This window comes from Leisingera sp. SA32 (genome assembly GCF_056033425.1).
The window spans coordinates 92,302-112,560 of sequence record NZ_JBVYHB010000013.1 but is presented as its reverse complement, the minus strand read 5'-3'; the positions used below and the strand labels follow the sequence as shown (position 1 = coordinate 112,560).

Here is a 20,259-nt window from a genome sequence, read left to right as displayed (position 1 = left end):
TCTCGTCTGCGTTCCGTTATCGTGCGTGCCGCAGGCGCGGGTTGGACAGGATCTGTTGGGCCAGATCGCCCGGCAGCAGCTCGATGCCGACAAACATCAGGGCAGATACTGCCAGCAGCGTCACTGTCCCAAGGGCAAGTCGTCTGAGGATCAGCTTTATCAACGGGGGCATGTCAAAGCCTCCTCTTCAATCACAACAGAACCGCACCTGCCGGAGGCGGCCCGGTCCGGGCCGCCGCATGCAATTGCAGCTCTTTGGTTTGGATCAGGCCATCCACCAGCGCTCGATGAAACGAATGCTGTCCAGATCCTACAGTCCGAGACTTTCTCGGGCGTCTGCACCTTGGTGCTCATCGCCGAGACATACTGGCCAAACGCAGGGATCAGGGCGCCGCCGTCGGTCTGGCACAGCTGCTGCATTTCGCCATAGATCTCGGCGCGCAGGTCCTGATCCAGCTGCGAACGCCCCTCGGCCAGCAGCTGGTTGAAACGCTCGTTTTTCCAGTTGGTGTCATTCCAGTCCGGGGTTGCGGCATAGCCGGCCGAGAACATCAGATCCGGGGTCGGGCGGCCGCCCCGATAGCTGCAGCAGAAGGGTTTTTGCAGCCAGACGTTGGACCAGTAGCCGTCGTCGGGCTCGCGCGCGACCTTCAGGTTGATGCCCGCAGCCTTGGCCGCTTCGGAAAATAGCACCGACGCATCCACCGCACCAATGAAAGCCGCATCCGCGGTGTGCAGGGTCACGTCGAGGCCGCTGAGACCGAACTTGGACACGTAATGCTTGGGCTTTTCAGGGTGATAGGCGTGCTGTTCCAGCTCCGCGTTGAAATAGGGCATGGAGGAAGCGACCGGGTGGTCGATCAGGTCGACCTCGCCGGTCATCAGCGCGTTCATCCGGGCCGCCGGATCGCCCACCTTCAGCAGTACCACCTTGTCGAAATGGGCGCGACCCGCCATCCGGTAGTCGTCGCGGCGCTTCAGTTCGATGCGCACGCCCGGCTCGAAGGCCTCGATCACGTAGCCGCCGGTGCCGATCCGGCTTTCGGGGTCGATGGCCCCGTCTTTGTCTTGCCGGATGGTCAGATGGTAGTCATTGAACAGGTGGTAGTCATTGAAGATGAAAGGGAAATAGGTGTTGCCGTCCTCCAGTTCACAGATCACAACATTGTCGCCGTCGGCGCGGATGTCCTTGATCTGCGCCAGCAGCGGCTTGACGCCGGATTTCGACTCCGGCCCCATGTGATGGCGGATCGAGGACACGACGTCAGCGGCGGAAACCCTCTTGCCGTCGGAAAAGGTTGCGTGATCGCGCAGGCGGAAGGTCCAGACGCGGGCATCCGGCGTCGCCTCTTAGCTTTCGGCGAGGTCAGGCTGGGCGGTGCCGTCGGGGGTAATTTCCACCAGGGTCGAGAACACCGCATAGCTGGTGGCAAACATGAAGTCGTTTGCATAGGTCGCCGGATACAGGGAGTCCGAAGTGCTGCCCTGGGTGTAGCCGACCCGCAGGGTGCCACCCTTTTTGGGTTCAGCCGCCTGGGCGCGGGTGTTCAGCCCCATCCCCCAGGGCCAGCCCGCCCGCAGCGGCGCCTGCCATAAAGTCACGCCGGGTCGGTGCCGCCAGGGCGGTGGTTGTCTTCAGCATCATGTTCCTCCTCGTTGAGAAAGGTTCTTTTGCAGTGCCTTAGACTGCAAGCGTTATGGATTTTGCGCGGGTGTAGGCGTCGAGGCCTTCCAGCCCTTTTTCGCGGCCGAACCCGGATTTCCGGTTGCCGCCAAAGGGCAATTCGATCCCTCCCGCCCAATAGTCGTTGACAGTGACCTGCCCGGCATCGACCCGCTGTGCCATGCGCAAGGCTGTGGACATGTCGCGGGTGTATATCCCGGCCGCCAGCGCGAACTCGGTACCATTGGCCAGCGCCAGCGCTTCTTCTTCGCTTTCAAAGGTTTGCACGGCAAGTACGGGGCCAAAGATCTCTTGCGTCACCGCATCGTCGCGGGCGCCCAGATTGTCAAGGATGGTCGGCTCGTAAAACCAGCCCTTGCCGGTCTCCGGGTCCGTGGCCACCTTGCCGCCGGTGGCGATCTCGACGCCGCGGGCGCGGGCGCGCTCCACATGGCCCGCAATCTGTTGCAGATGGCGTTCGGAGTTGACCGCGCCCATGTCCGGATTGCGCAGGCCATGGCCAAAGCGCAAGGCCTGCGCCTTTTTCACCAGCCGCTCCAGCACCGCGTCGTGCAGATCGCGGTGGATCACCAGCCGTGACCCGGCCGAGCAGATTTGACCCGAATTCGAGAAGATCGCCCAGAGCGCGCCGTCGGCCACCGCCTCTGCGTCGGCGTCGCCAAAGGCCACCAGCGGCGATTTGCCGCCCAGTTCCAGCGTCAGCCCGGTTACATTGGGGGCCACGTTCTGCATGACCCCCACGCCGGTCGCAACCGAACCGGTAAAGGTGACGTGCCGCACCCGCGGATCGGTAACCAGCGGGGCGCCGGCCTCGATACCGGTTCCGGTAACCACGTTGACCACGCCCGCAGGCACACCCGCGCGCACCAGCAGCTCGGCGATCAACAGTGCCGTGAACGGTGTTGTTTCCGCAGGTTTCACCACGGCGGAACACCCCGCCGCCAGCGCCGGGGCAATACCACGCACCAGCGTCGAGGTCGGATAGTTCCAGGGCACGATATGCGCCGTCACGCCCACCGGTTCGCGCAGAGTGAAGGCGGCGTTGCCGTTGCCGAGGTTGACGCTGCGCCCGTCCAGTTTGTCCGCTGCGCCCGCGTAATACTCAAACAGGCGGGCCGAGCCTGCGACATCGCCCTGCGCCTCGGCGAGGGACTTGCCGCTGTCGAGGCTTTCGATCACTGCCAGCTGGTCGGCCTCGGCCCGCATCAGGCGCGCCACCTCGTTCAGGATGGCGCAGCGGCGCGCGGGCGGCGTGCTGCGCCAGACCTCGAACCCGGCGGCAGCGCTGGTCACTGCGCGGTCGACGTCGGTCGCGGTGCCGGCGGCGAAATCGGCAAAGGCCTCGCCGGTGCCCGGATCGAAGCTTTCCATGCGGTTGCCGCTGTCGGGGGCAACAAACGTGCCATCAATGAAGTGATCGCGCGGCAGATCCGGCAGCGTGCCGGTTTCGAAATAGGTGGAAATCATCTGGTCGGAGGTCATCATGCGTCCTCGCTGCATTTGTAGGTGGATTTGGCCAGCCATTCGGGGCAGATCTCGACGCCCCAGCCGGGAGCATCGGTAACAGCCGCCTGGCCGTCCGTGATTGTGAAGGGGTCGTTGCGGAACAGCTCCCGCTGCCACGGGTAGTAGTCATCGCCCTCGATCGAGAATTCGAGGTATCGGCCCGGATTGGGCACCGCACGCATCAGATGCATGGTGAACAGGGTCACCAGCGACAGGTTGGCCGCATGGGGGGTGCAGGGCAGTCCGGCGGCGTGACCCATGCGGGCCACCTCCATGCTGCGCACCATGCCGCCCAGATACAGGATGTCGGGTTGGATGATGTCGACCGCGCGCAGTGCGACAATGCGCTTCCATTGCTGCAGGTCCCAGTCCTGTTCGCCGCCGGCCACGTCGATTGACAGCTCACGCGTGACCTCGGCGGTCTGCTCCAGTTCCCAATAAGGGCACGGCTCCTCGAAATGCTCATAGCCGTTGGCTTCCAGCATCCGGCCCACCTCGACGGCGCGGGCCGGGCCGAAACCAGAGTTGCCGTCAACCAGCAGGGCCGCATCCGGACCCATGGCCCTGCGGATGGCGGGGATGATCGCCTCGGTCCGACCGTCCCATTCGTCGCGGTCTTGGCCGCATTCGGCGCCGACGCGTACCTTGAAGGCGTCAAAGCCGTGTTCGTCGCGCAGTCTCATCATCCGCGCGGCTTCATCCTCGGGCGTGATGTCACGCCGCATGGAGGACGCATAGGCCCGCACCGGCCCGGCCGAGCCGCCCAGCAGCGCCGCCACGGGTTCGCCCGCGGCCTTGCCGCGCCAGTCCCAGACAGCGGTGTCGAGCCCGGCCATGGCCCGGCGTAGATAGGTGCCGGGGAACTTGTGCTCGCGCAGCGGGATCTCGGCGATCACCTCTTCCAGCGCGTCCATGCCGCGCCCCAGCGCCCAGGGCGCCACCTGGCGGTGCAGGATCTCGCTGGTCAGATCGCTGCTGTAGGTGGACACCTGCCCCCAGCCGGTGCTGCCGTCCTCGGCGGTGACCCGCACAAAGCCGATCAGCGGTGTGCAGAAGGTTTCGATCCGGCGGATGCGCGGCCCGGTGTCGTCCTTGCCGCGGGTGTTGGCAACCGGCACTGCGCCGGACATGGAATAGGGCGTGCTCATGCGTCCTCCAGAATAAGATCAGCGGCGCGGTGCGCCAGCATCATGGTCGGGGCATTGGTGTTGCCCGAGGTCAAGTTGGGAAAAACCGAGGCGTCGACGACCCGAAGCCCGTGCATCCCATGCACCTTCAGCCGTGGACTGACCACGGATGTCCGGGCGTCCTGCCCCATGCGGCAGGTGCCAACCGGGTGGAAGACGGTGCCGCAGCGTTCGCGGAAATCGGCCAGGATCTGGTCGTCGTCCATGCGCCGCAGGTCCGGGTCCATCGCCGACTCCACCAGTCCGTCCAGCGCCGTGGTGGTGATCATCCGCTGGCACAGGCGGCCACCTGCCACGACCTGCGCGCGGTCCTCTTCGGTGGCCAGAGAATTGGGCCGGATGCGGGGCGCGGCGGCTGGGTCGGCGGCGCTGATGTCGATGCGGCCGCGGCTGGTGGGGCGGGCCGGCTGAAAACCGATGATGAAACCCGGAAACGGATCGGGCTGCACCACCGTGCGCCTGCCATTCGGCGTGGTGGTATAGGTGACCGGGTTGAAATACAGCTGCTGGTCGGGATGGGCCTGATCCGGGCCGGACCGGAAAAAACCGCCGCACTGGTTCACCGACAGCGCCAGCGGCCCGCGCCGGGTCAGCGCGTATTGTAGCGCCGCGCGCAGCTTGCCGGTCAACGGGCGCAGAATATTGTTCAGCGTGGGTTCGGTGGCTCGGAAGTAGTAGTTTATCCCCAGATGGTCCTGCAGATTGCCGCCCACATGCGGCGCATCCATCAGCGGCGTGATGCCGTGGGATTTCAGCAAGTCCGCCGGTCCGATGCCGGACAGCTGCAGCAGCCGCGGCGACGTCACGGCACCCGCCGACAGGATGATTTCGCGGCCCGCACGCAGGGTCTGCGTCTTGCCCTCTCGCACCACCTGTACGGCAGCGGCGCGCTTGCCCTCGACTATGATCCGCTCGGCTTGCACCCCGGTCATCAGGGTGACGTTGGCCCGCTTCAGTGCCGGTTTCAGGAAGGCCCGCGCCGAGTGCATCCGGCGGCCGCCGCTGGTGTTGATCCGGTAGGCCGCGGCACCCTCGCATGCGCTGCCGTTAATATCTTTGGTGCGAGGTAGCCCCAGTTCTTGCGCGGCCGCAAAGAAATGCCGGGTGGCAGGGTGGATCTGATCCGAAACATCCTGCACATGCAGCGGTCCGCTGCCCTGGCCCGCGCCATTGATACCGAGCCGGGTTTCCATCGCCTCATAAGTCCGGCGCGCGGTTTCCCAGTCCCAGCCCGCCGCCCCGGCCGCCGCCCAGTCATCAAAGTCCTGCGGCAGACCGCGTGCGTAGACCAGCGCATTGATGGCACCAGAGCCGCCCACCACCTTGCCGCGTGGCCAGTAGCCGCTGCGCCCGGCCAGCGCCGCTTCCGGCTCGGTATGGTACTTCCAGTTCACCTTGGGGTCAAAAAACGTCTTGCCGTAGCCCAGCGGCAGGGCAATCCACGGCGACCAGCCGCGCCCGCCGGCCTCCAGCACCAGAACCTTGTAGCGCCCGGAGGCGCTCAGCCGTTCCGCCAGAACACAGCCTGCGGAGCCCGCCCCCACGATGATGTAGTCGAAGTTATTCATGCCGTTCCCTGCAAACTTTCACGGTGGTTCTGGCACAAAGAGCTGGCGTTATTTAAACAAATAATCATTTGATGTAGCCGTGGAATAATTTGAAATGCAGGCGCGCCTCGTGAACGACATACCTCCCTTACCCTGGCTGCGCGCGTTTGAGGCGGCCTCTCGAAACGGCAACTTTTCCAGTGCTGGCAGTGAACTTGGGCTCACACCCGCCGCGGTCAGCCATCAGGTGCGGTCGCTCGAGGAGCAATTGGGCTATCAGTTGTTTTCCCGCGAGAAGCGGCCCATGGAGCTGACCGCGATGGGGGAGCTATATCTGCCGTGGATCATCAAAGCCTTCGAAGCGCTGCGGCTGGGTACGCGGGATGTTTTCGGCACAAGAGACACGCGCCCGGTGCGGATCCGCTGTCTGCCGACATTTGCACAGCTCTGGCTGCTGAAGCAGTTGCCAGATTTTCGGACTCGTTATCCGGAGATCAACGTGCAACTCCACGTAGGCACCTGGGCCAGCGCAATCCAATCGAACCAGCTGGACATCGAAATTCGCTTCGGAGACGGGGACTTGCCAGGGCAACAAGCCACGCTTTTGAGCCGTGATCCCGTTCTGCCGGTCTGCCACCCGGACCTCAGACCCGGGTGTGGGACGCTCACTGCGTTGCGAGGTTCATCTTTGATAGAGATCATCGGTGTGGCCGACAACTGGCATCAGTTTTTCCGTCAGGAGAACCTGCCGCCGCCGACACAAGCCCCGGCACTCAGCGTGGACCAGAGTATCGCCGCGCTCGAACTTGCAGCAAATGGTATGGGACATGCGCTGGTCTCGGGATTCTTCGCAGCCCCCTATCTGCAAGACGGGCGTCTGGTGCGATCTGTTGATCTCGAAATATACACGGATCAGGCAATCTATGTCACCTGCCCGGAGGCTCCTGTCAGCTACGAGTGTCAAATGTTTGTGGACTGGGTCGTCGAGCGGTCGTCTCCGCTGCGCGAGGCGCGACTGAAATAGCCCCATGGGTGGTGAATGCCTTCTTCCCTGGTTTTGACGGTGGAACGCCATGATGCGGGCAGGCAAGTTCAGCGACGTTTCTTGGCGTGATGCAGTTGTGCGGGCGAAGTGCCGATGTCTGCGCATCCAGCCAGGCGGCGTCTACGCCCGGCTGAAGACCCCGCTGAGCCAGCGGGCGCAGGCGGGAAGGCCGTAGACAGAGTTGATCCGCAAAGTATGGAGCGCGAGCGGTCAGGTTGCCGGAGCCGCGTTGCGACGAAATTTTACTGCCTCAAACTGCCTGGTCAAAGCCGCTTGGCGCGGCACGTCGACCGGCAGGTCGCGGAGCGTGGGTAAAGAAGTGAGCGACGTTGGTCCGAAAACGCGGAACCAAGGGGGGCTGCGCTGGTTAGTCTATCAAGCCCGGATCAAATCGGAGGACGCGCCCGTGCAAACTAGTCTGACAATCAATGGCACGCAGCACCGACTGGAGCTTGATCCAAGGACCACCCTGCTGGATGCCCTGCGCCATCACCTCGGGCTGACGGGCAGCAAAAAGGGCTGCGACCACGGGCAATGCGGGGCGTGCACGGTTATGATCAACGGGCGGCGCATAAATGCTTGCCTCACGCTGGCTTGCATGCATGACGGCGACGAGGTGACGACAATCGAAGGCATCGGCCAGCCAGACAACCTCAGCGCGCTACAAGCGGCTTTCATCAGCGAAGACGGGTTCCAGTGCGGCTATTGCACGCCCGGACAGATCTGCTCGGCCACGGCGATGCTGGAAGAGATCAAAGACGGATGGCCGAGCCATGTGACGGGTGATCTTGAAGGCGGGGCACAGCTCACCACCGAGGAAATATCGGAACGCATGAGCGGCAATCTCTGCCGGTGTTCGGCTTATCCCAACATCGTCGCAGCAATCCGCAAAGCCGCAGGGGAGAGCGCATGAGACCTTTCGATTACATTCGCGCCGAAAGCACCGAGGGCGCGACGCGCGACGCGGCAGGCGGCGGCACCTTTATCGCTGGCGGCACCAATCTGCTTGACCTGATGAAGCTGGAGGTGGTGGCACCCGACACCCTGATCGACATCAACCGATTGGAGCTGAACGAGATCGAAGGCACTGAAGACGCCGGTCTGCGGATTGGTGCCTTGGTGACCAACAGCGATCTTGCCAACGATCCCCACGTGCGCCGAGATTGGCCGGTGCTGAGCCGCGCCCTGCTTGCTGGCGCCAGTGGTCAGCTGCGCAACAAGGCGACCACCGGGGGCAACCTTCTGCAACGCACGCGATGCCTGTATTTCTACGACCGTGCAATGGCCTGCAACAAGCGGGAGCCGGGCAGCGGCTGCGCTGCGCGCGAGGGCATCAACCGCATTCTTGCCATTCTGGGCACCTCAGAGCATTGCATCGCCACCCATCCCAGCGACATGGCCGTCGCCCTGCGCGCGCTTGGGGCAGAGGTGGAGACCTTGAAAGAGGACGGCACGGCCCGCCGCCTCACACTTGATGAGCTTTATCTTCTTCCCGGCGACCGGCCGGACCGTGAGACCGTGCTGGAGGCCGGTGAGCTGATTACCGCCGTCGTGCTGCCCGCGCCGGTTGACGGGCGTCAAACCTACCGCAAGGTCCGCGATCGGGCGTCTTATGCATTTGCCTTGGTCTCGGTCGCCGGGATCGTGGCGATGAAAAATGGCAAAATTACCCGGGCGGATCTGGCCTTTGGCGGCCTGGCACCAAAACCCTGGCGCGATGCGCAGGTCGAAGCCCTTTTGGTTGGTGAGGCTCCGTCGGAAGCGCTGTTTGACAAGGCCGCAGATCTGCTGCTCGCCGAAGCGCAGGGCTTTGGCGACAATGATTTCAAGCTCCCTCTTGCCCGCCGTACGCTGGTGTCGGTGCTGTCGGAGCTGACGCAGGAGGCACAGGCATGACCGAGCATTTCAAAATGGACGCCCCCGCAACGCAACGGCGGCTGGATGACATGGGGCAGGGGCTCGTCGGCGCGGCGCTTGATAGGCCCGAGGGGCCGCGGAAGGTCACAGGCACCGCAACCTATGCAGATGAATGGCAGGTCGAGGGCATGGCGCACGGTGTCATGGTCCGTGCGCCGGGCAACAGTGGCCGGGTCGTGCTGTCCAACAGGGATGAAGTGGAAGCGATGCCCGGCGTTCTGACGGTGATCCAGGATGCTCGCCTGCTGCGCAACCCCGCCCAGGGCACGGCGAACGCGGCCCCGATCCAAGGCGCGCAGCACGTGGCGTACCTTGGCCAACTGATCGCCGTTGTCGTCGCCGAAAGTTTCGAGCAGGCGCGCCATGCCGCGCAGACGTTGCAGGTCACGCTGGAGAACGGGGAGATGGTGCCCGTCGATCCGGCGACCGCCGCGGTCGAGCGGCAGGAAGGTCAAACGCTGGATCAAGGCGACCTGGAAGGCGCCATGCGGGGTGCCGCGCATCATGTGGACGTGGTTTATACTACACCTTCGCATTCCAGCTCCCCGATGGAGCCACACGCCGCCATCGCCTCATGGGAGGGCGAGGACCTGACCCTGCGCGGCAGCTATCAAATGCTGAAATACAACCGCAATGAACTGGCAGATTCGCTGGGCATCCACCCTGACCGGGTCCGCATAATATCCCCTTATGTGGGCGGCGGCTTTGGCTCCAAGCTGGGGCTGGCGCCAGAAGCCGTCGCCGCCGCCATCGCGGCACAGGAGCTGGGCCGTCCGGTGTCCGTCGCTTTGCAGCGTCCGCAGGTTTACGAAGCCACGATGCGACGGTCCGAAACCCGCCAAAGGGTGCGTCTCGCCGCCGACGCCGACGGCCGACTGAGCGGTTTGGGCCATGATGCCCGTGTGTCGAATCTGCCGGGAGAGACCTTCGCCGAGCCGGTGCTGCAAGCCTCGCATTTCCTGTATGCCGGGGCCAACCGCCAAATGTCGCTTGAGCTGGCGCGTGTGCATCGGATGTGCGCCGGGTCCGTCCGCGCGCCGGGCGAAGCCGTGGGTGTCACCGTGCTGGAAAACGCGATGGATGAACTGGCGCATGAGATCGGCATCGACCCTGTCGAACTCCGCCTTCGCAACATTCCCGAGAAAGACCCCGAAAGCGGCAAGGACTATTCCTCCCGCAGGTTCCGCGAAGCGCTGGAAAGCGGCGCCGAGGCCTTTGGCTGGGCCGATCGTCCCAGCGTGAGGGACCGGCGCGAGGGCGACTGGCTGATTGGCTACGGCATGGCCTCTGCTGCGCGCGTCAACGTGTTTATGGAAAGCCAGGCTCGCGTTACCCTGCTGCCCGACGGCACGGCGCGGGTTGAGACGGACATGACGGACATTGGCACCGGCACCTATGCGATCCTCGGCCAGATTGCCGGCGACATGCTGGGCCTGCCACGCGACAAGATCGATGTGATCCTTGGCGACACCACCTTGCCCCCGGCCGCCGGCTCCGGCGGATCCTGGGGCGCGGCGTCCAGCGGGACATCGGTCTATGTCGCCTGCGAAGCGATCCGCCGCCAGCTGGCCGACCGGCTGGAGGTGAGCGAGCCGGACCTGATGCTGAAAGACGGTCGCGCGACCTATGCCAATCAGACCAAGACGCTGAGCGAGGTTCTGCAAGGTGACGAGATCGCAAAGCTGGGCCATGTGCAACCGGGCGATACGTCGGACGCCGTGCGCCAGGCCACGTTTGGAGCCTACTTCGCCGAAGTTGCCGTTCACGCAGCCTCGGGCGAGACCCGCGTGCGGCGCATGCACGGCAGTTTTGCGGCCGGGCGGATCCTGAACGCCAAAACGGCGCGTTCGCAATGTCTGGGCGGAATGACCTTCGGCATCGGCATAGCGCTGACCGAAGAGCTGGCCTTTGATCCGCGCGATGGCCATGTGGCGAACCACAATCTGGCGGAATACCACATTCCGGTGAACGCCGACGTGCCGCAGCTGACGGTCGACCTGCTGGAAGAGCGCGATGATTGGGCAAACCCCTTGCAGGCCAAGGGCATTGGCGAACTCGGCATCTGCGGCGCGGCGGCGGCGATCACCAATGCGATCTACAATGCAACCGGCGTACGCGTGCGGGATTATCCGGCGACCCTGGATAAGGTCATTGCCGGGATGTGACAGGCGACGTTGCAGACCATGTGCCATTGTATCGGACGCCCATCCGGTCGTTCCTAGAGCTCGAAATGCAGCCAAGTCGTGGCAGGCCCTGGTCCAGTGCGACCGGGATGTTCGCAACGGCCACAAGTTCTGCCCGGAGGTGGATTGTGCGATGCAAGGTGTTGAACAGGCATCTTTTGCGAGTTCCGGTGGGACGTCCGACGCAGGCGCCAATACCCAACGACGATCGCCTTTTTGTTTCTGATGTCCGAGGCTCTACCGCACCCATCACACTTGAAGGGCTTTTTGTCGTCAGGTCCCTGTGACCTTGCCGCGCGACGACGACTTCTTCGTGATTGTTCCCACACTTTTTTTCCCGGTTGTCCGAGTTTTTCTTGTTGTCTTGCGATGCAACTGGCCAGACATTGGCCGACCAACATTTTGGTTTGCAACACTTATGGTAAAAGGCGCCTCGTGGGGCGCATGTTTTATCGGCGCCGATGGACATGCAGCTCCAATGCTGGTCAACCTTCTGCAATGCAGGCATGTTTCCCTGCGACCGGGCTGCATCGAATGGACTGTCGAACGCGCATGATGATTATCCCCGAACCTGACGTGCAGGACCTCATCGTCTTTGACGGCACCTGTGTGCTGTGCTCCGGCTTCTTCCGCTTCATGCTGCGCCATGACCGGTCCGGGCGGTTTGCCTTTGCCACCGCGCAATCGCCGCAGGGCCACTTCGGCTTTGACATCTCCGCCAGCCTGCCGCGCATCGGCCTGCTGGTGCGCTATCACGGCCATGTGGAGATGCCGGAGCTGGATCTGCGGCGTTAACCATTTGCTAACACTTTCGTTGCCGCGCTGCGCGACGGCCGGTAGATTTTCGGCATCGCTCGTTGACCTTTCTGGGGGAAAGATGTCTGCACATACCGACATGAATGCCGCCCTTACGGCGCTGTCCGAGCGGCTGCGCGCGCTGAACGATCTGGTCACTGCAAATCATTTCATGGTTGAGGCCATGGCCTGCCAGCAGGATCAGCTGAAACAGATGGGCGTGCGCGAAACCCGTGAATTTCTGCGTCAGCAGGCACGGGAGAAATTTCATCCGGAAACCGGCGCCGCCCCCAATCCTGCGGCCCTTGCAGTGCTTGAAGAGGTGCTGAGCTCCAACCTTCAAAGCGCTGAAATCATTCCCTTTCCGGTGGTTGGTAAGCGCAGCATCGGGGCGTGATGTCTCCGACAGGCAGTCGCAATCCCCAGGCAAGGAGGGCTTGTGTTCGCCGTCCTTGACGCAGATAACCGAGACGTAACTTGCCTCGCACCCCGAGCAGCGCCGATACTGGGGCAGGCGCGTCCATGCCAGGCCGCGTCGAGGTTCGGAGGCCGGAATGGGCAGTATCAGCGACATCCTCAAACGCGCCGCATGCGCCCTTGTGCCCTTGACGGCGGCTTGCGTGCAGTCTCCGGACACCGTGTTTCACACGATGCATGGTGCCCAAGTATACAGATTGGCGGACGACCGTTTCGAGGTGGTGCCCGAGATCGGTGCCGTGCGGGATGCCTATTGGTGCGCGGCGGGTGAATATGCCCGCCGGGCGCGGGGCGCGGGATGGGGCGATCGGGTCTATGTTGCGCGCGGCATGGGGCGTGGCGAAGCCGTGGATCGTAAATCAACCGTGGTGTTTTCGCTGCGGCCAGTGCCACAGGCAGAACCGCAACCCTGGCTGATGCGCATCAACCGTTTCAAGCCGGGAGATTCGCAGACAGTGCAGGGTGCCGAACGACAGTGCGAGAACCTGCGCATCCTGGTGAGGAGGCCTGCATGAGCCCGTTTTTCAAGACCGCGGCGGCGGCTCTGTCCTGCGCGGCACTGACCGCCTGTGACGCGCCGCAGACCCAATCGTCGGCGCAGGCCGCGTCGGGGGAATTTGTTGCCATCAACGGCCTGACGGCTGTGTCCCTGTCCAGTGGCATCATCGAAGTCAAAGGGCGGCCTGTCCGCTTCAAGGACGACTACTGGTGCGCTGTTGGCGATTATGCCCGCCGTGGGCTGCGGCTGCCTCGGGACACGGAGATCTACGTGCTGCGCGACATCGGGGCCGCCGCGTCAGGCGGCGCGCGCTCGGCGGTGCAGTTCACGGTGACGCCGGACCAGCTGGGGGTGCGGCCAATCGGGGCGGGGGTCATCACCAATATTTTGCAGCCCGGCTACAGTCGCAACGTGACTCATGCGTTTGGCAACTGCCGGGACACCATTTTCCCGCGTCCCTTCGGCTGAGCGGGCGCGGGGCACATGACGCAGCACGAGTTTGTCATCACCACGCATGGGCTGGGGTTGTATGAGTTTACAGCCGAGCTGCACGGCTGGCTGCGGGACATGCCGCGACAAAGCGGCTTGCTGACGCTGTTTGTCCGCCACACCTCCTGCTCGCTCCTGGTGCAGGAGAACGCCGACCCGGAGGTGCAGACGGATCTGCTGGCCTTTTTCAACCGGCTGGTGCCACCCGCGGATGATCCGTCCATGGCCTATTTGCGCCACACCTACGAAGGCCCGGACGATATGCCCGCCCATATCAAGGCGGCGATGATGCCCGTGAGCCTGTCTATCCCCGTCCGTGACGGCGCGCCGGTTCTGGGCACTTGGCAGGGCGTCTATCTGGTTGAACACCGCAGGGCCCCACACCAGCGGCGGGTGGCGGTGCATCTTGGGTGAACCTGCGGTGAACCTCTTTATCTAGCGGCCAAAAATCAACTCTACCCAAAGTCTGGAGGGTGGCCTATAGTTGTGGATAACCGGGGCGGCCCGGGCACAAATTACAGGCTGACAGGATTGAGGGAGCAGGCGGATGCGCTGCCCATTTTGCGGAAACATCGACACCCAGGTCAAGGATTCACGCCCCGCCGAAGATCACGTATCGATCCGGCGGCGCCGCTTCTGCCCGGCCTGTGGCGGTCGGTTCACGACCTACGAACGTGTGCAACTGCGCGACCTCGTGGTGATCAAGACCAACGGCAAGCGCGAGGACTTCGACCGCGACAAGCTGGAACGCTCGATCCGCATCTCGATGCAGAAGCGCCCGATTGAACCGGAGCGCATCGACCAGATGATCTCTGGCATCGTGCGGCGGCTGGAAAGCATGGGCGAGACCGACATTCCCTCCAAGAAAATCGGCGAAATCGTGATGGAGGCGCTGGCCCGCATCGATACCGTTGCCTACGTGCGTTTCGCCAGCGTCTACAAGAATTTCCAGGCAGCAGATGATTTCGAGGATTTTGTCCACGAGCTGCGCCCGCCAGTCTCGCCGGAAGAATAATGGACAGGGATCATCGCTTCATGGCGCTGGCGCTGTCCCTGGGGCGGCGGGGGCAGGGCAACTGCTGGCCGAACCCGGCTGTGGGCTGTGTCATCGTCAAGGCCGGCCGGGTGGTCGGTCGCGGCTGGACCAACCCCGGCGGGCGCCCGCACGCCGAGACCGAGGCGCTGGCGCAGGCCGGTGAGGCGGCGCGCGGCGCCACGGTCTATGTTACTTTGGAGCCCTGCGCCCATCAGGGCAAGACACCGCCCTGTGCAAAGGCGCTGATAAACGCCGGGGTGGCACGGGTTGTCGCGGCGATCGAGGACAGCGATCCACGTGTGTCCGGGCAGGGCTTTCAAATGCTGCGTGACGCCGGGATCGAGGTGACCACTGGCGTCTGGGCGGCGCAGGCGGCGCGCGATCATGCCGGTTTCTTTCTCAAGACAGAACAGGGCCGCCCGCTGGTCACGCTGAAGCTGGCCAGCAGTTTTGATGGCCGCATTGCCACCGGATCAGGGCAGAGCAAATGGATCACCGGACCGGAGGCGCGGCGCGCTGTGCACGCGATGCGCGCCCGTCACGATGCGGTGATGGTGGGCGGTGGCACCGCGCGGGCGGATGATCCTTCGCTGACGGTGCGCGACCTTGGTATCGACCAGCAGCCGGTGCGGGTGGTGATCTCGCGCCATCTGGATCTGCCCCTGATGGGGCAATTGGCGCGCACGGCGCGGGATGTGCCGGTCTGGCTCTGTCATGGCCATGGTGCCGATCCGGAGCGTCTGCAGGCGTGGGAAGGTCTGGGCGCGCGCATGATCCCTTGCGCGTCGCACGGGGTGCAGCTGGATGCTGCGGACGTCTTGCAACAGTTGGGGCAGGCGGGTCTGACGCGGGTGTTCTGCGAAGGTGGCAGCGCCCTGGCGGCGTCGCTGTTGGCATTTGATCTGGTGGATGAGCTGATCGGCGTTACGGCGGGTCTGGGGATTGGGGCCGAGGGGTTGCCTTCGATCGGCGCGTTGGGCGTCGGTCGGCTTGAGGAAGCACCACGTTTCGACCTGGTCGAGACCCGCCCCCTTGGCGCCGACATCCTGCACCGCTGGACCCGCGCACTGCGCTAGTGGCTCTCGCTGTCGCGATGGCGACACGGCTCTCTCGCCCGTTGCCGGGCCACGCCCAAGGCCGCCAAGGTGGCGCTGGCGCCAGCCAACGCAGCCTGCGGGCGCGGGCGTGGCCCGGTGCGGTCGCGCGCGGAGCCGCTGTGTTATCGCCAGAGGTGCGCGTGGGTGGCAAACAGCCCTTGCAGTTTGGCCAGCAGCCGATTGCCGTAGCCGGGATGCGGCATCGCCCCCTCGCGCAGACGCAGCGCTGCCACTTCTGCCGGACAGGGCTGGCCGGTCACCGGGTCGAAATAGCGTGGATAATCGATCAGGGCAGCATGCACCAACCCGGCCACAGGCACCTGAACATTGCGCCAGGGCGGCGGCGTGGCCTGGTCACGGGTAAGCCCCCAGCCAGCATAGAACGGCATCCCCAGCGTGGTGACCTCCACCCCGCGCAGCAGTGCCTCGAACCCGAGGAGGGAGGTCATCGTCCAAACCTCCTGCACCGAATCCAGCAGGGCCACCGGATCCGCGTGTGTGGCTACCACATCGGCCAGTGCGCTTGCATCGATCTTGCCCCGGCGCAGCCCCGCCTCCACGTCGGGGTGAGGCTTGTAGATGAGAACGGCTTCGGGGTTGGCGGCGCGCGCGGCGCGCAGCAGATCCAGATTGCTGCGCACCTCAGCGGCGCCGCATAAGATCGAAGCATCATCCTCGACCTGCCCCGGCACCAGGATGCGGTGGCCCTGCGGCAGGGGTGGGCAGGCGCCGCCAAGATTGTATTTCGACAGCTGGTCCCGAACCAGCGACGCGACCAGTCGTTCGACGCGCCGCTCCTGAGCCTGCGTCAGGTGGGTGCGGCGGGCGATCAGAAGGTCCAGGTCCGAGGGCTGGCGCGGGTCGTAATAGATCCCCTGCGCGTCGGTCACCAGCGACAGTGGCGGCACCAGCTCCGCGCCCAGCCCGCGCGAGCGCAGAAAGCCATCCTCGACTCGTACCGCCGGTGCATCCGCTGCGGTGGCCTTGCCTGCCCAGATCATGCGGCTGCGCCCGGTCCGTGTTGCCCGGTTCGCGTCATCAGAAAATAGCACGCGCCGTTCGGCGCCGAAGAAGCGTTGCAGCGGCTTGCGCTTCCACAGGCGCATCCCCGAGGCCACCCAGCCACGGTGGTCCTGCCGCCAGGCCCGCGCCTGGGCTTCCAGATTGTCCAGAACGGTTTCCAGCTCACACAGTGTGTCGCGGAAGGGATCGTACCACTTGGGATACAGGATCATTGCCGCCGCAAACAGCTGCGCCCGCGTCAGCCGCCGCTGACGCCGCGCGGGCGGCGCGTCGTCGGCGCTCAGCCCCCAACCGGCATAGAATGGCTGGCCAAAAACACGCGGGCGGTGGCCCGCCAGGATCGCCTCGAACCCGAGCTGCGAGGATACGGTATAGACGCCCACCGCACCCTCCAGCAGCGCCCAAGGCGAAGGCGTGCCGGTGAACAGCTCCACCCGCCCCTGTGCGTCGGCGGCCTCGTAATAGCCGGCGCGGTAGCCCCGCAGGGCCTCCGGATGGGTCTTGATCAGCACCCGCGCGCCGGGATGTTCCTCCTGGGCAAAGGCCAGCATCTCCAGGAACCGCGCCCGATCCGCCCCAGAGGCGCGCACCGAGGCATCCTCACGCGCCTGATCCACCACCAGCACATAGCCGGGATCGGGCGGTGCGGCGGTGGGATCAAAGGCGTTGTACTTGCTCAGATGCGCTTCCTGCAGACGCGCGATGGCGTCGCGGGCGCGCTGCATCAGATGCGAGTCGTCCAGCGGATGCGAGGCTAGAAGCTGTTCCAGCTCCGACGGCTGACGGGCATCGAAATGCACGCCGCTGCGGTCCAGCAGCAGCCCCACGGGCGGCTCGCCCGCGCGTCCGGGATGCATTGAGCGCAGCAGCGCATCCTCGACCCGCAGCACCCCGCAGCCGCGCCGCGCTGCCACCGTCAGCCCGCGCGATGCAGTGGGCGAGGCGCCCCAGACGCCCACCAGATCGTCGGCGCCGGGCAGTCCCAGCCGAACGCTGTAGCCGGACAGTTGCAAGATCCGCCGCACTCGCCGTTGGGTAAGAAAGCCGCCGTTGTAAACAAAAAGCCGGGACGCATCGCTCCCGGCTTTCTGTTGACCTGTGGTCGGCTTCATTCAAACACGGCGGCGGTGCTGGAAACGGACGCCACCGGAGAGACCAGCAGGGAGATGGTCTTGGTCCACTGCGTGTAGGGCGCTTCGGTGACATAGAGCGTGTCGTCATCGCGAATCACGAAATCCCGCGCGATGAACAGGCCGTTCGGCTGGGTCAGGTTCAGCACGTAAACCATGCGCTGCGCGCCGATCAGGTCATCGCGGCCCAGCACCTGATTGGCAATCTCCGCCGGCTCGTTGCGCAGCACAAAAACCCCGGTCGGATCCGAGGCTGTGGAGATCAGCCCGCCAACCTGGGCAATGGCTTCCAGCGCTGACAGGTCCTGGCTCTCAAACGGCACCCGTGCCTGAGCGGAGGTCGCGCCAAGCGCGGTAAAGGAGCGGGTGTCCTCCTCGACGAGGATGCGGTCACCGCCGCGCAGGGCGATATCCAGTTCCGGGTGATCGAACAGGTCCTGGAACCAGATCTTGCCCTTTTCCTTGCCGCGGATCACGGTGACCTGTGCAATCTCGGGCTGGATCGTGACGCCGCCTGCATTGGCCAGCATCGACGACAGGGTCCGGGTCGGACGCTCGATCGGGTAGACGCCTTGCCCCCCGACCGCGCCTGAAAGGCTTACGGTGGCGCCATCACCGGCCAGTCGACGCACCTGCACCTGCGGGTCCGGGGTCTGGTCCTCAAGCTTTTTGGTGATCGTCGCGCGCAGCTGATCCGGCGTGTTTCCGGCAGCGCGCAGGCGCCCTGCATAGGGCACGAAGATATAGCCGGCACTGTCGACCTGTACCTCTTCGAGAATGGTGGAGTTGGTGGATTCGGCAGCCAGAAGTCCGTCATCGACGTTCTCCCAGACAGTCAATCCCAGCACGTCGCCGGGGCGGATGGTATCGGAGGTCAACCGCCCTGCGCTGGTGAGGCTACTGGGAAATCCCAGTGCCGGGGCCACGGCGGTGGCGCGGGCGACACGGTCATTGACCGTGACGATGAAGGCGTCACCTTCGCGCTGGACGGAGCCGGCGAAGATCTGGCGCTTGTTGGGGCCGACTTTGGGCAGCCCGCAGGACGCGGCCAGGGCCACGGCCGCCAGCAACGCCACGGGGCGCGCCCACCGAAAGGGAACGGAATTCACTGCTCGGTCTCCTCGACCAATTGTTGTTTGCCTCAAGTTTTACGGTCAAGTTAACCAAGGCACAGGGAAAAATCCAGCCTTCGGGTGATGGGCTCTCAGGTCACCAGGCGCAACTGTTGCCGTGGTGCCGCTGTGCCCAGCCGCAGCGCGTCATAAGGATCCTCTGGCGCCAGCATCATGTCGGCCACCTGGCGCAGCAGCTGACGTCGGCCCTTGCGCGAATAGAACCCGCCCGGCACCTGTGAGGTTTCCAGCAAAAAGCGGCGGTAATCCTTGTAGGCCCGGGCGTCCGGGCGACTGGGCCTGGCAAAAAACTCGGCCAATGGCTGCTCCGAGACAAATTCCGGCTTGCCATAAACAGCGCGGCCAAAGATCCGCAGCGGAATGCCGCGCCACAGTACCTGCTGGCCGGCGGTGGAGTTGACGGTGACCGCGGTGCGGGCCTCGTTCAGCAGCTGCGCCAGCTTGCCGCCGCGCACGTAGTGCACCCGGTCGGCTATGCCGTGGTCCTTTGCCAGGCGGCGCAGGGTGCGGCGCACCTGGGCGCGGCCATCCTCCAGCGGGTGCGCCTTGATGACCAGGTGATGGTGGCGCGGCGCGCCGTCGGCAAAGCCGCGGATCACCTCCGCCAGGAAGTCGCCCATGCTGGCAAACGGAGAATGGTTCTGAAAGGAGCTGTCATGCTCCAACTGCAGCAGCGCCAGATGGTAGGGGAAGCCGCCGTTGCGGATGCGTCTTTCCGCCAGCCGCCGCTCTAGCGCCTGAAACGGCATCAGCACCAGCCGTTTGAGATAGAGTTGGAACTCCTTGGTCACGGCCAACGTGCGATGGGGGCGGAAATTGCGGTAGGCGCGGTTTCTGAACATCACGAACCAATGGTAGAGTGCGCCGTAGAAAATATGCTGACGCATGTCACCCCAATGCGCCGGGGGCAACGGCTGTTCCATGTCGGAGCGTTCCAGCGCCACCTGCATGTCCGCTACGGTCATCTCCAACAGACGCGAATGCCCGTTTGCGCCATTGCGTTCATAAGTCACCCAATAGGGGCGCAGGTAGCCTTCCTCGAACACATGCACGGTGATCCCGCGCGCCCGCGCCGCGATCACGGCGGCCGCGTGGATCGGGCGGGTGTCGCCATAGAGCACGATATCGGTGATGCTGCGCTGCGCCAGCAGGTCATTCAGAAAACTGGGCCAATCGCTGGGCCGCTGGGTAAAGGCCACGTAGCTTTCCCTGTCGCGCCAAAAGGCGCGATCGCCTGCGTTGAACCCCACCCGCGACACCGCGCAGCCAGCCGATTTCAGCATGCGGCCAAGGGCGGCAAAGAACGGCCCGTGCGGGCCTTGCAGAAACAGGAAGTGGCGTCGAGTCATGATTTGGTCAGGCATCTCGGGCGGCAGAATACGGTGGCTGTCTCAACGTCTGATTAACATTTGACTGGGGCGAAACTATGGCTGGCAGCGGGGGGATGGCAAGCCGGGGCTTGTAGAGATCGTGCGGCTTGGCTACCTCTGCCGGTGACAGATCTCTTACCG

At 64.5% G+C, this 20,259-nt stretch carries 20 protein-coding genes and 1 pseudogene; 11 read left to right on the top strand and 10 right to left on the bottom strand.

Annotated elements, in window-relative coordinates; translation table 11 throughout:
- Positions 1-16: 16 nt before the first annotated feature.
- The 7 genes and pseudogenes from AC0IPL_RS17065 to AC0IPL_RS17035 form a co-directional block, all read right to left on the bottom strand.
- Complete coding sequence (locus AC0IPL_RS17065; protein ID WP_474276022.1) at positions 17-172, bottom strand: hypothetical protein; 156 nt, start codon at positions 170-172, stop codon at positions 17-19.
- Positions 160-1,332: pseudogene (locus AC0IPL_RS17060) on the bottom strand (ABC transporter substrate-binding protein); the annotation flags it as partial. The pseudogene AC0IPL_RS17060 and the gene AC0IPL_RS17065, both read right to left, overlap by 13 nt.
- 18 nt (positions 1,333-1,350) lie before the next feature.
- On the bottom strand, positions 1,351-1,557 hold the full coding sequence (locus tag AC0IPL_RS17055) for a hypothetical protein (protein WP_474276019.1): 207 nt from the start codon (positions 1,555-1,557) through the stop codon (positions 1,351-1,353).
- Entirely contained in the window at positions 1,526-1,594 is a 69-nt protein-coding gene (locus tag AC0IPL_RS17050) for a hypothetical protein (protein WP_474276063.1), read from the bottom strand. The genes AC0IPL_RS17055 and AC0IPL_RS17050 overlap by 32 nt, the downstream gene beginning before the upstream one ends.
- Before the next feature lie 87 nt (positions 1,595-1,681).
- Positions 1,682-3,169: an aldehyde dehydrogenase family protein gene (locus AC0IPL_RS17045; protein ID WP_474276017.1), complete on the bottom strand. Its 1,488-nt coding sequence runs from the start codon at positions 3,167-3,169 to the stop codon at positions 1,682-1,684.
- Entirely contained in the window at positions 3,166-4,338 is a 1,173-nt protein-coding gene (locus AC0IPL_RS17040; RefSeq protein WP_474276014.1) for a mandelate racemase/muconate lactonizing enzyme family protein, read from the bottom strand. Before AC0IPL_RS17040 ends, AC0IPL_RS17045 begins: the two co-directional genes overlap by 4 nt.
- A complete protein-coding gene (locus tag AC0IPL_RS17035) occupies positions 4,335-5,945 on the bottom strand; it encodes a GMC family oxidoreductase (protein ID WP_474276011.1) in 1,611 nt (536 codons plus the stop codon). The genes AC0IPL_RS17040 and AC0IPL_RS17035 overlap by 4 nt, the downstream gene beginning before the upstream one ends.
- A 109-nt stretch (positions 5,946-6,054) precedes the next feature.
- Between AC0IPL_RS17035 and AC0IPL_RS17030 the strand changes: the two genes are divergently transcribed.
- From AC0IPL_RS17030 to ribD, 11 genes are all read left to right on the top strand, one after another.
- Positions 6,055-6,948 carry a LysR substrate-binding domain-containing protein gene (locus AC0IPL_RS17030; protein ID WP_474276009.1) on the top strand — a complete coding sequence of 298 codons (894 nt, stop codon included), beginning with the start codon at positions 6,055-6,057 and terminating at the stop codon, positions 6,946-6,948.
- A 427-nt stretch (positions 6,949-7,375) separates the two neighbouring features.
- Positions 7,376-7,882 (top strand): 2Fe-2S iron-sulfur cluster-binding protein, encoded by a 507-nt coding sequence (locus tag AC0IPL_RS17025; protein ID WP_474276061.1) that lies wholly within the window; start codon positions 7,376-7,378, stop codon positions 7,880-7,882.
- Positions 7,879-8,865, top strand: a complete 987-nt coding sequence (locus AC0IPL_RS17020; protein WP_474276007.1) for an FAD binding domain-containing protein — start codon at positions 7,879-7,881, stop codon at positions 8,863-8,865. The genes AC0IPL_RS17025 and AC0IPL_RS17020 overlap by 4 nt, the downstream gene beginning before the upstream one ends.
- Entirely contained in the window at positions 8,862-11,051 is a 2,190-nt protein-coding gene (locus tag AC0IPL_RS17015; RefSeq protein ID WP_474276005.1) for a xanthine dehydrogenase family protein molybdopterin-binding subunit, read from the top strand. Before AC0IPL_RS17020 ends, AC0IPL_RS17015 begins: the two co-directional genes overlap by 4 nt.
- Before the next feature lie 570 nt (positions 11,052-11,621).
- On the top strand, positions 11,622-11,864 hold the full coding sequence (locus tag AC0IPL_RS17010) for a DCC1-like thiol-disulfide oxidoreductase family protein (RefSeq protein WP_474276002.1): 243 nt from the start codon (positions 11,622-11,624) through the stop codon (positions 11,862-11,864).
- A gap of 82 nt (positions 11,865-11,946) precedes the next feature.
- Positions 11,947-12,261, top strand: coding sequence for a hypothetical protein (locus AC0IPL_RS17005; RefSeq protein WP_474276000.1), 315 nt, complete (start codon positions 11,947-11,949; stop codon positions 12,259-12,261).
- Between the two features lie 157 nt (positions 12,262-12,418).
- Positions 12,419-12,856 carry a hypothetical protein gene (locus AC0IPL_RS17000; protein ID WP_474275998.1) on the top strand — a complete coding sequence of 146 codons (438 nt, stop codon included), beginning with the start codon at positions 12,419-12,421 and terminating at the stop codon, positions 12,854-12,856.
- Positions 12,853-13,308, top strand: coding sequence for a hypothetical protein (locus tag AC0IPL_RS16995; RefSeq protein WP_474275996.1), 456 nt, complete (start codon positions 12,853-12,855; stop codon positions 13,306-13,308). Before AC0IPL_RS17000 ends, AC0IPL_RS16995 begins: the two co-directional genes overlap by 4 nt.
- A 15-nt stretch (positions 13,309-13,323) precedes the next feature.
- On the top strand, positions 13,324-13,743 hold the full coding sequence (locus AC0IPL_RS16990) for a secondary thiamine-phosphate synthase enzyme YjbQ (protein WP_474275994.1): 420 nt from the start codon (positions 13,324-13,326) through the stop codon (positions 13,741-13,743).
- A 133-nt stretch (positions 13,744-13,876) separates the two neighbouring features.
- The gene (gene nrdR, locus AC0IPL_RS16985; RefSeq protein WP_474275992.1) at positions 13,877-14,344 is read left to right on the top strand and encodes a transcriptional regulator NrdR; all 468 of its coding nucleotides are present in this window, start codon (positions 13,877-13,879) and stop codon (positions 14,342-14,344) included.
- On the top strand, positions 14,344-15,441 hold the full coding sequence (gene ribD, locus AC0IPL_RS16980; RefSeq protein ID WP_474275990.1) for a bifunctional diaminohydroxyphosphoribosylaminopyrimidine deaminase/5-amino-6-(5-phosphoribosylamino)uracil reductase RibD: 1,098 nt from the start codon (positions 14,344-14,346) through the stop codon (positions 15,439-15,441). Before nrdR ends, ribD begins: the two co-directional genes overlap by 1 nt.
- A 143-nt stretch (positions 15,442-15,584) precedes the next feature.
- Here the strand turns inward: ribD and AC0IPL_RS16975 are convergent, their stop codons facing one another.
- The 3 genes from AC0IPL_RS16975 to AC0IPL_RS16965 all read right to left on the bottom strand — a co-directional run bounded on the left by AC0IPL_RS16975 (position 15,585) and on the right by AC0IPL_RS16965 (position 20,097).
- Positions 15,585-17,597 carry a capsular polysaccharide biosynthesis protein gene (locus tag AC0IPL_RS16975; RefSeq protein ID WP_474275988.1) on the bottom strand — a complete coding sequence of 671 codons (2,013 nt, stop codon included), beginning with the start codon at positions 17,595-17,597 and terminating at the stop codon, positions 15,585-15,587.
- Positions 17,594-18,724, bottom strand: a complete 1,131-nt coding sequence (locus AC0IPL_RS16970) for a polysaccharide biosynthesis/export family protein (protein ID WP_474275986.1) — start codon at positions 18,722-18,724, stop codon at positions 17,594-17,596. Before AC0IPL_RS16970 ends, AC0IPL_RS16975 begins: the two co-directional genes overlap by 4 nt.
- A gap of 95 nt (positions 18,725-18,819) precedes the next feature.
- The gene (locus AC0IPL_RS16965) at positions 18,820-20,097 is read right to left on the bottom strand and encodes a capsule biosynthesis protein (protein WP_474275984.1); all 1,278 of its coding nucleotides are present in this window, start codon (positions 20,095-20,097) and stop codon (positions 18,820-18,822) included.
- Positions 20,098-20,259: the final 162 nt, after the last annotated feature.

Excerpts from the sequence above, each read along its gene's own strand:
- AC0IPL_RS16975 (WP_474275988.1), bottom strand. The coding sequence starts at position 17,597 with ATGAAGCCGACCACAGGTCAACAGAAAGCCGGGAGCGATGCGTCCCGG.
- AC0IPL_RS17045 (WP_474276017.1), bottom strand. The coding sequence starts at position 3,169 with ATGATGACCTCCGACCAGATGATTTCCACCTATTTCGAAACCGGCACG.
- ribD (WP_474275990.1), top strand. The coding sequence starts at position 14,344 with ATGGACAGGGATCATCGCTTCATGGCGCTGGCGCTGTCCCTGGGGCGG.
- AC0IPL_RS17035 (WP_474276011.1), bottom strand. The coding sequence starts at position 5,945 with ATGAATAACTTCGACTACATCATCGTGGGGGCGGGCTCCGCAGGCTGT.
- AC0IPL_RS16965 (WP_474275984.1), bottom strand. The coding sequence starts at position 20,097 with ATGACTCGACGCCACTTCCTGTTTCTGCAAGGCCCGCACGGGCCGTTC.
- AC0IPL_RS17010 (WP_474276002.1), top strand. The coding sequence starts at position 11,622 with ATGATGATTATCCCCGAACCTGACGTGCAGGACCTCATCGTCTTTGAC.
- AC0IPL_RS17015 (WP_474276005.1), top strand. The coding sequence starts at position 8,862 with ATGACCGAGCATTTCAAAATGGACGCCCCCGCAACGCAACGGCGGCTG.
- AC0IPL_RS17005 (WP_474276000.1), top strand. The coding sequence starts at position 11,947 with ATGTCTGCACATACCGACATGAATGCCGCCCTTACGGCGCTGTCCGAG.
- AC0IPL_RS16990 (WP_474275994.1), top strand. The coding sequence starts at position 13,324 with ATGACGCAGCACGAGTTTGTCATCACCACGCATGGGCTGGGGTTGTAT.
- AC0IPL_RS17040 (WP_474276014.1), bottom strand. The coding sequence starts at position 4,338 with ATGAGCACGCCCTATTCCATGTCCGGCGCAGTGCCGGTTGCCAACACC.
- AC0IPL_RS17055 (WP_474276019.1), bottom strand. The coding sequence starts at position 1,557 with ATGGGGCTGAACACCCGCGCCCAGGCGGCTGAACCCAAAAAGGGTGGC.
- nrdR (WP_474275992.1), top strand. The coding sequence starts at position 13,877 with ATGCGCTGCCCATTTTGCGGAAACATCGACACCCAGGTCAAGGATTCA.
- AC0IPL_RS17020 (WP_474276007.1), top strand. The coding sequence starts at position 7,879 with ATGAGACCTTTCGATTACATTCGCGCCGAAAGCACCGAGGGCGCGACG.
- AC0IPL_RS17000 (WP_474275998.1), top strand. The coding sequence starts at position 12,419 with ATGGGCAGTATCAGCGACATCCTCAAACGCGCCGCATGCGCCCTTGTG.
- AC0IPL_RS16995 (WP_474275996.1), top strand. The coding sequence starts at position 12,853 with ATGAGCCCGTTTTTCAAGACCGCGGCGGCGGCTCTGTCCTGCGCGGCA.
- AC0IPL_RS17065 (WP_474276022.1), bottom strand. The coding sequence starts at position 172 with ATGCCCCCGTTGATAAAGCTGATCCTCAGACGACTTGCCCTTGGGACA.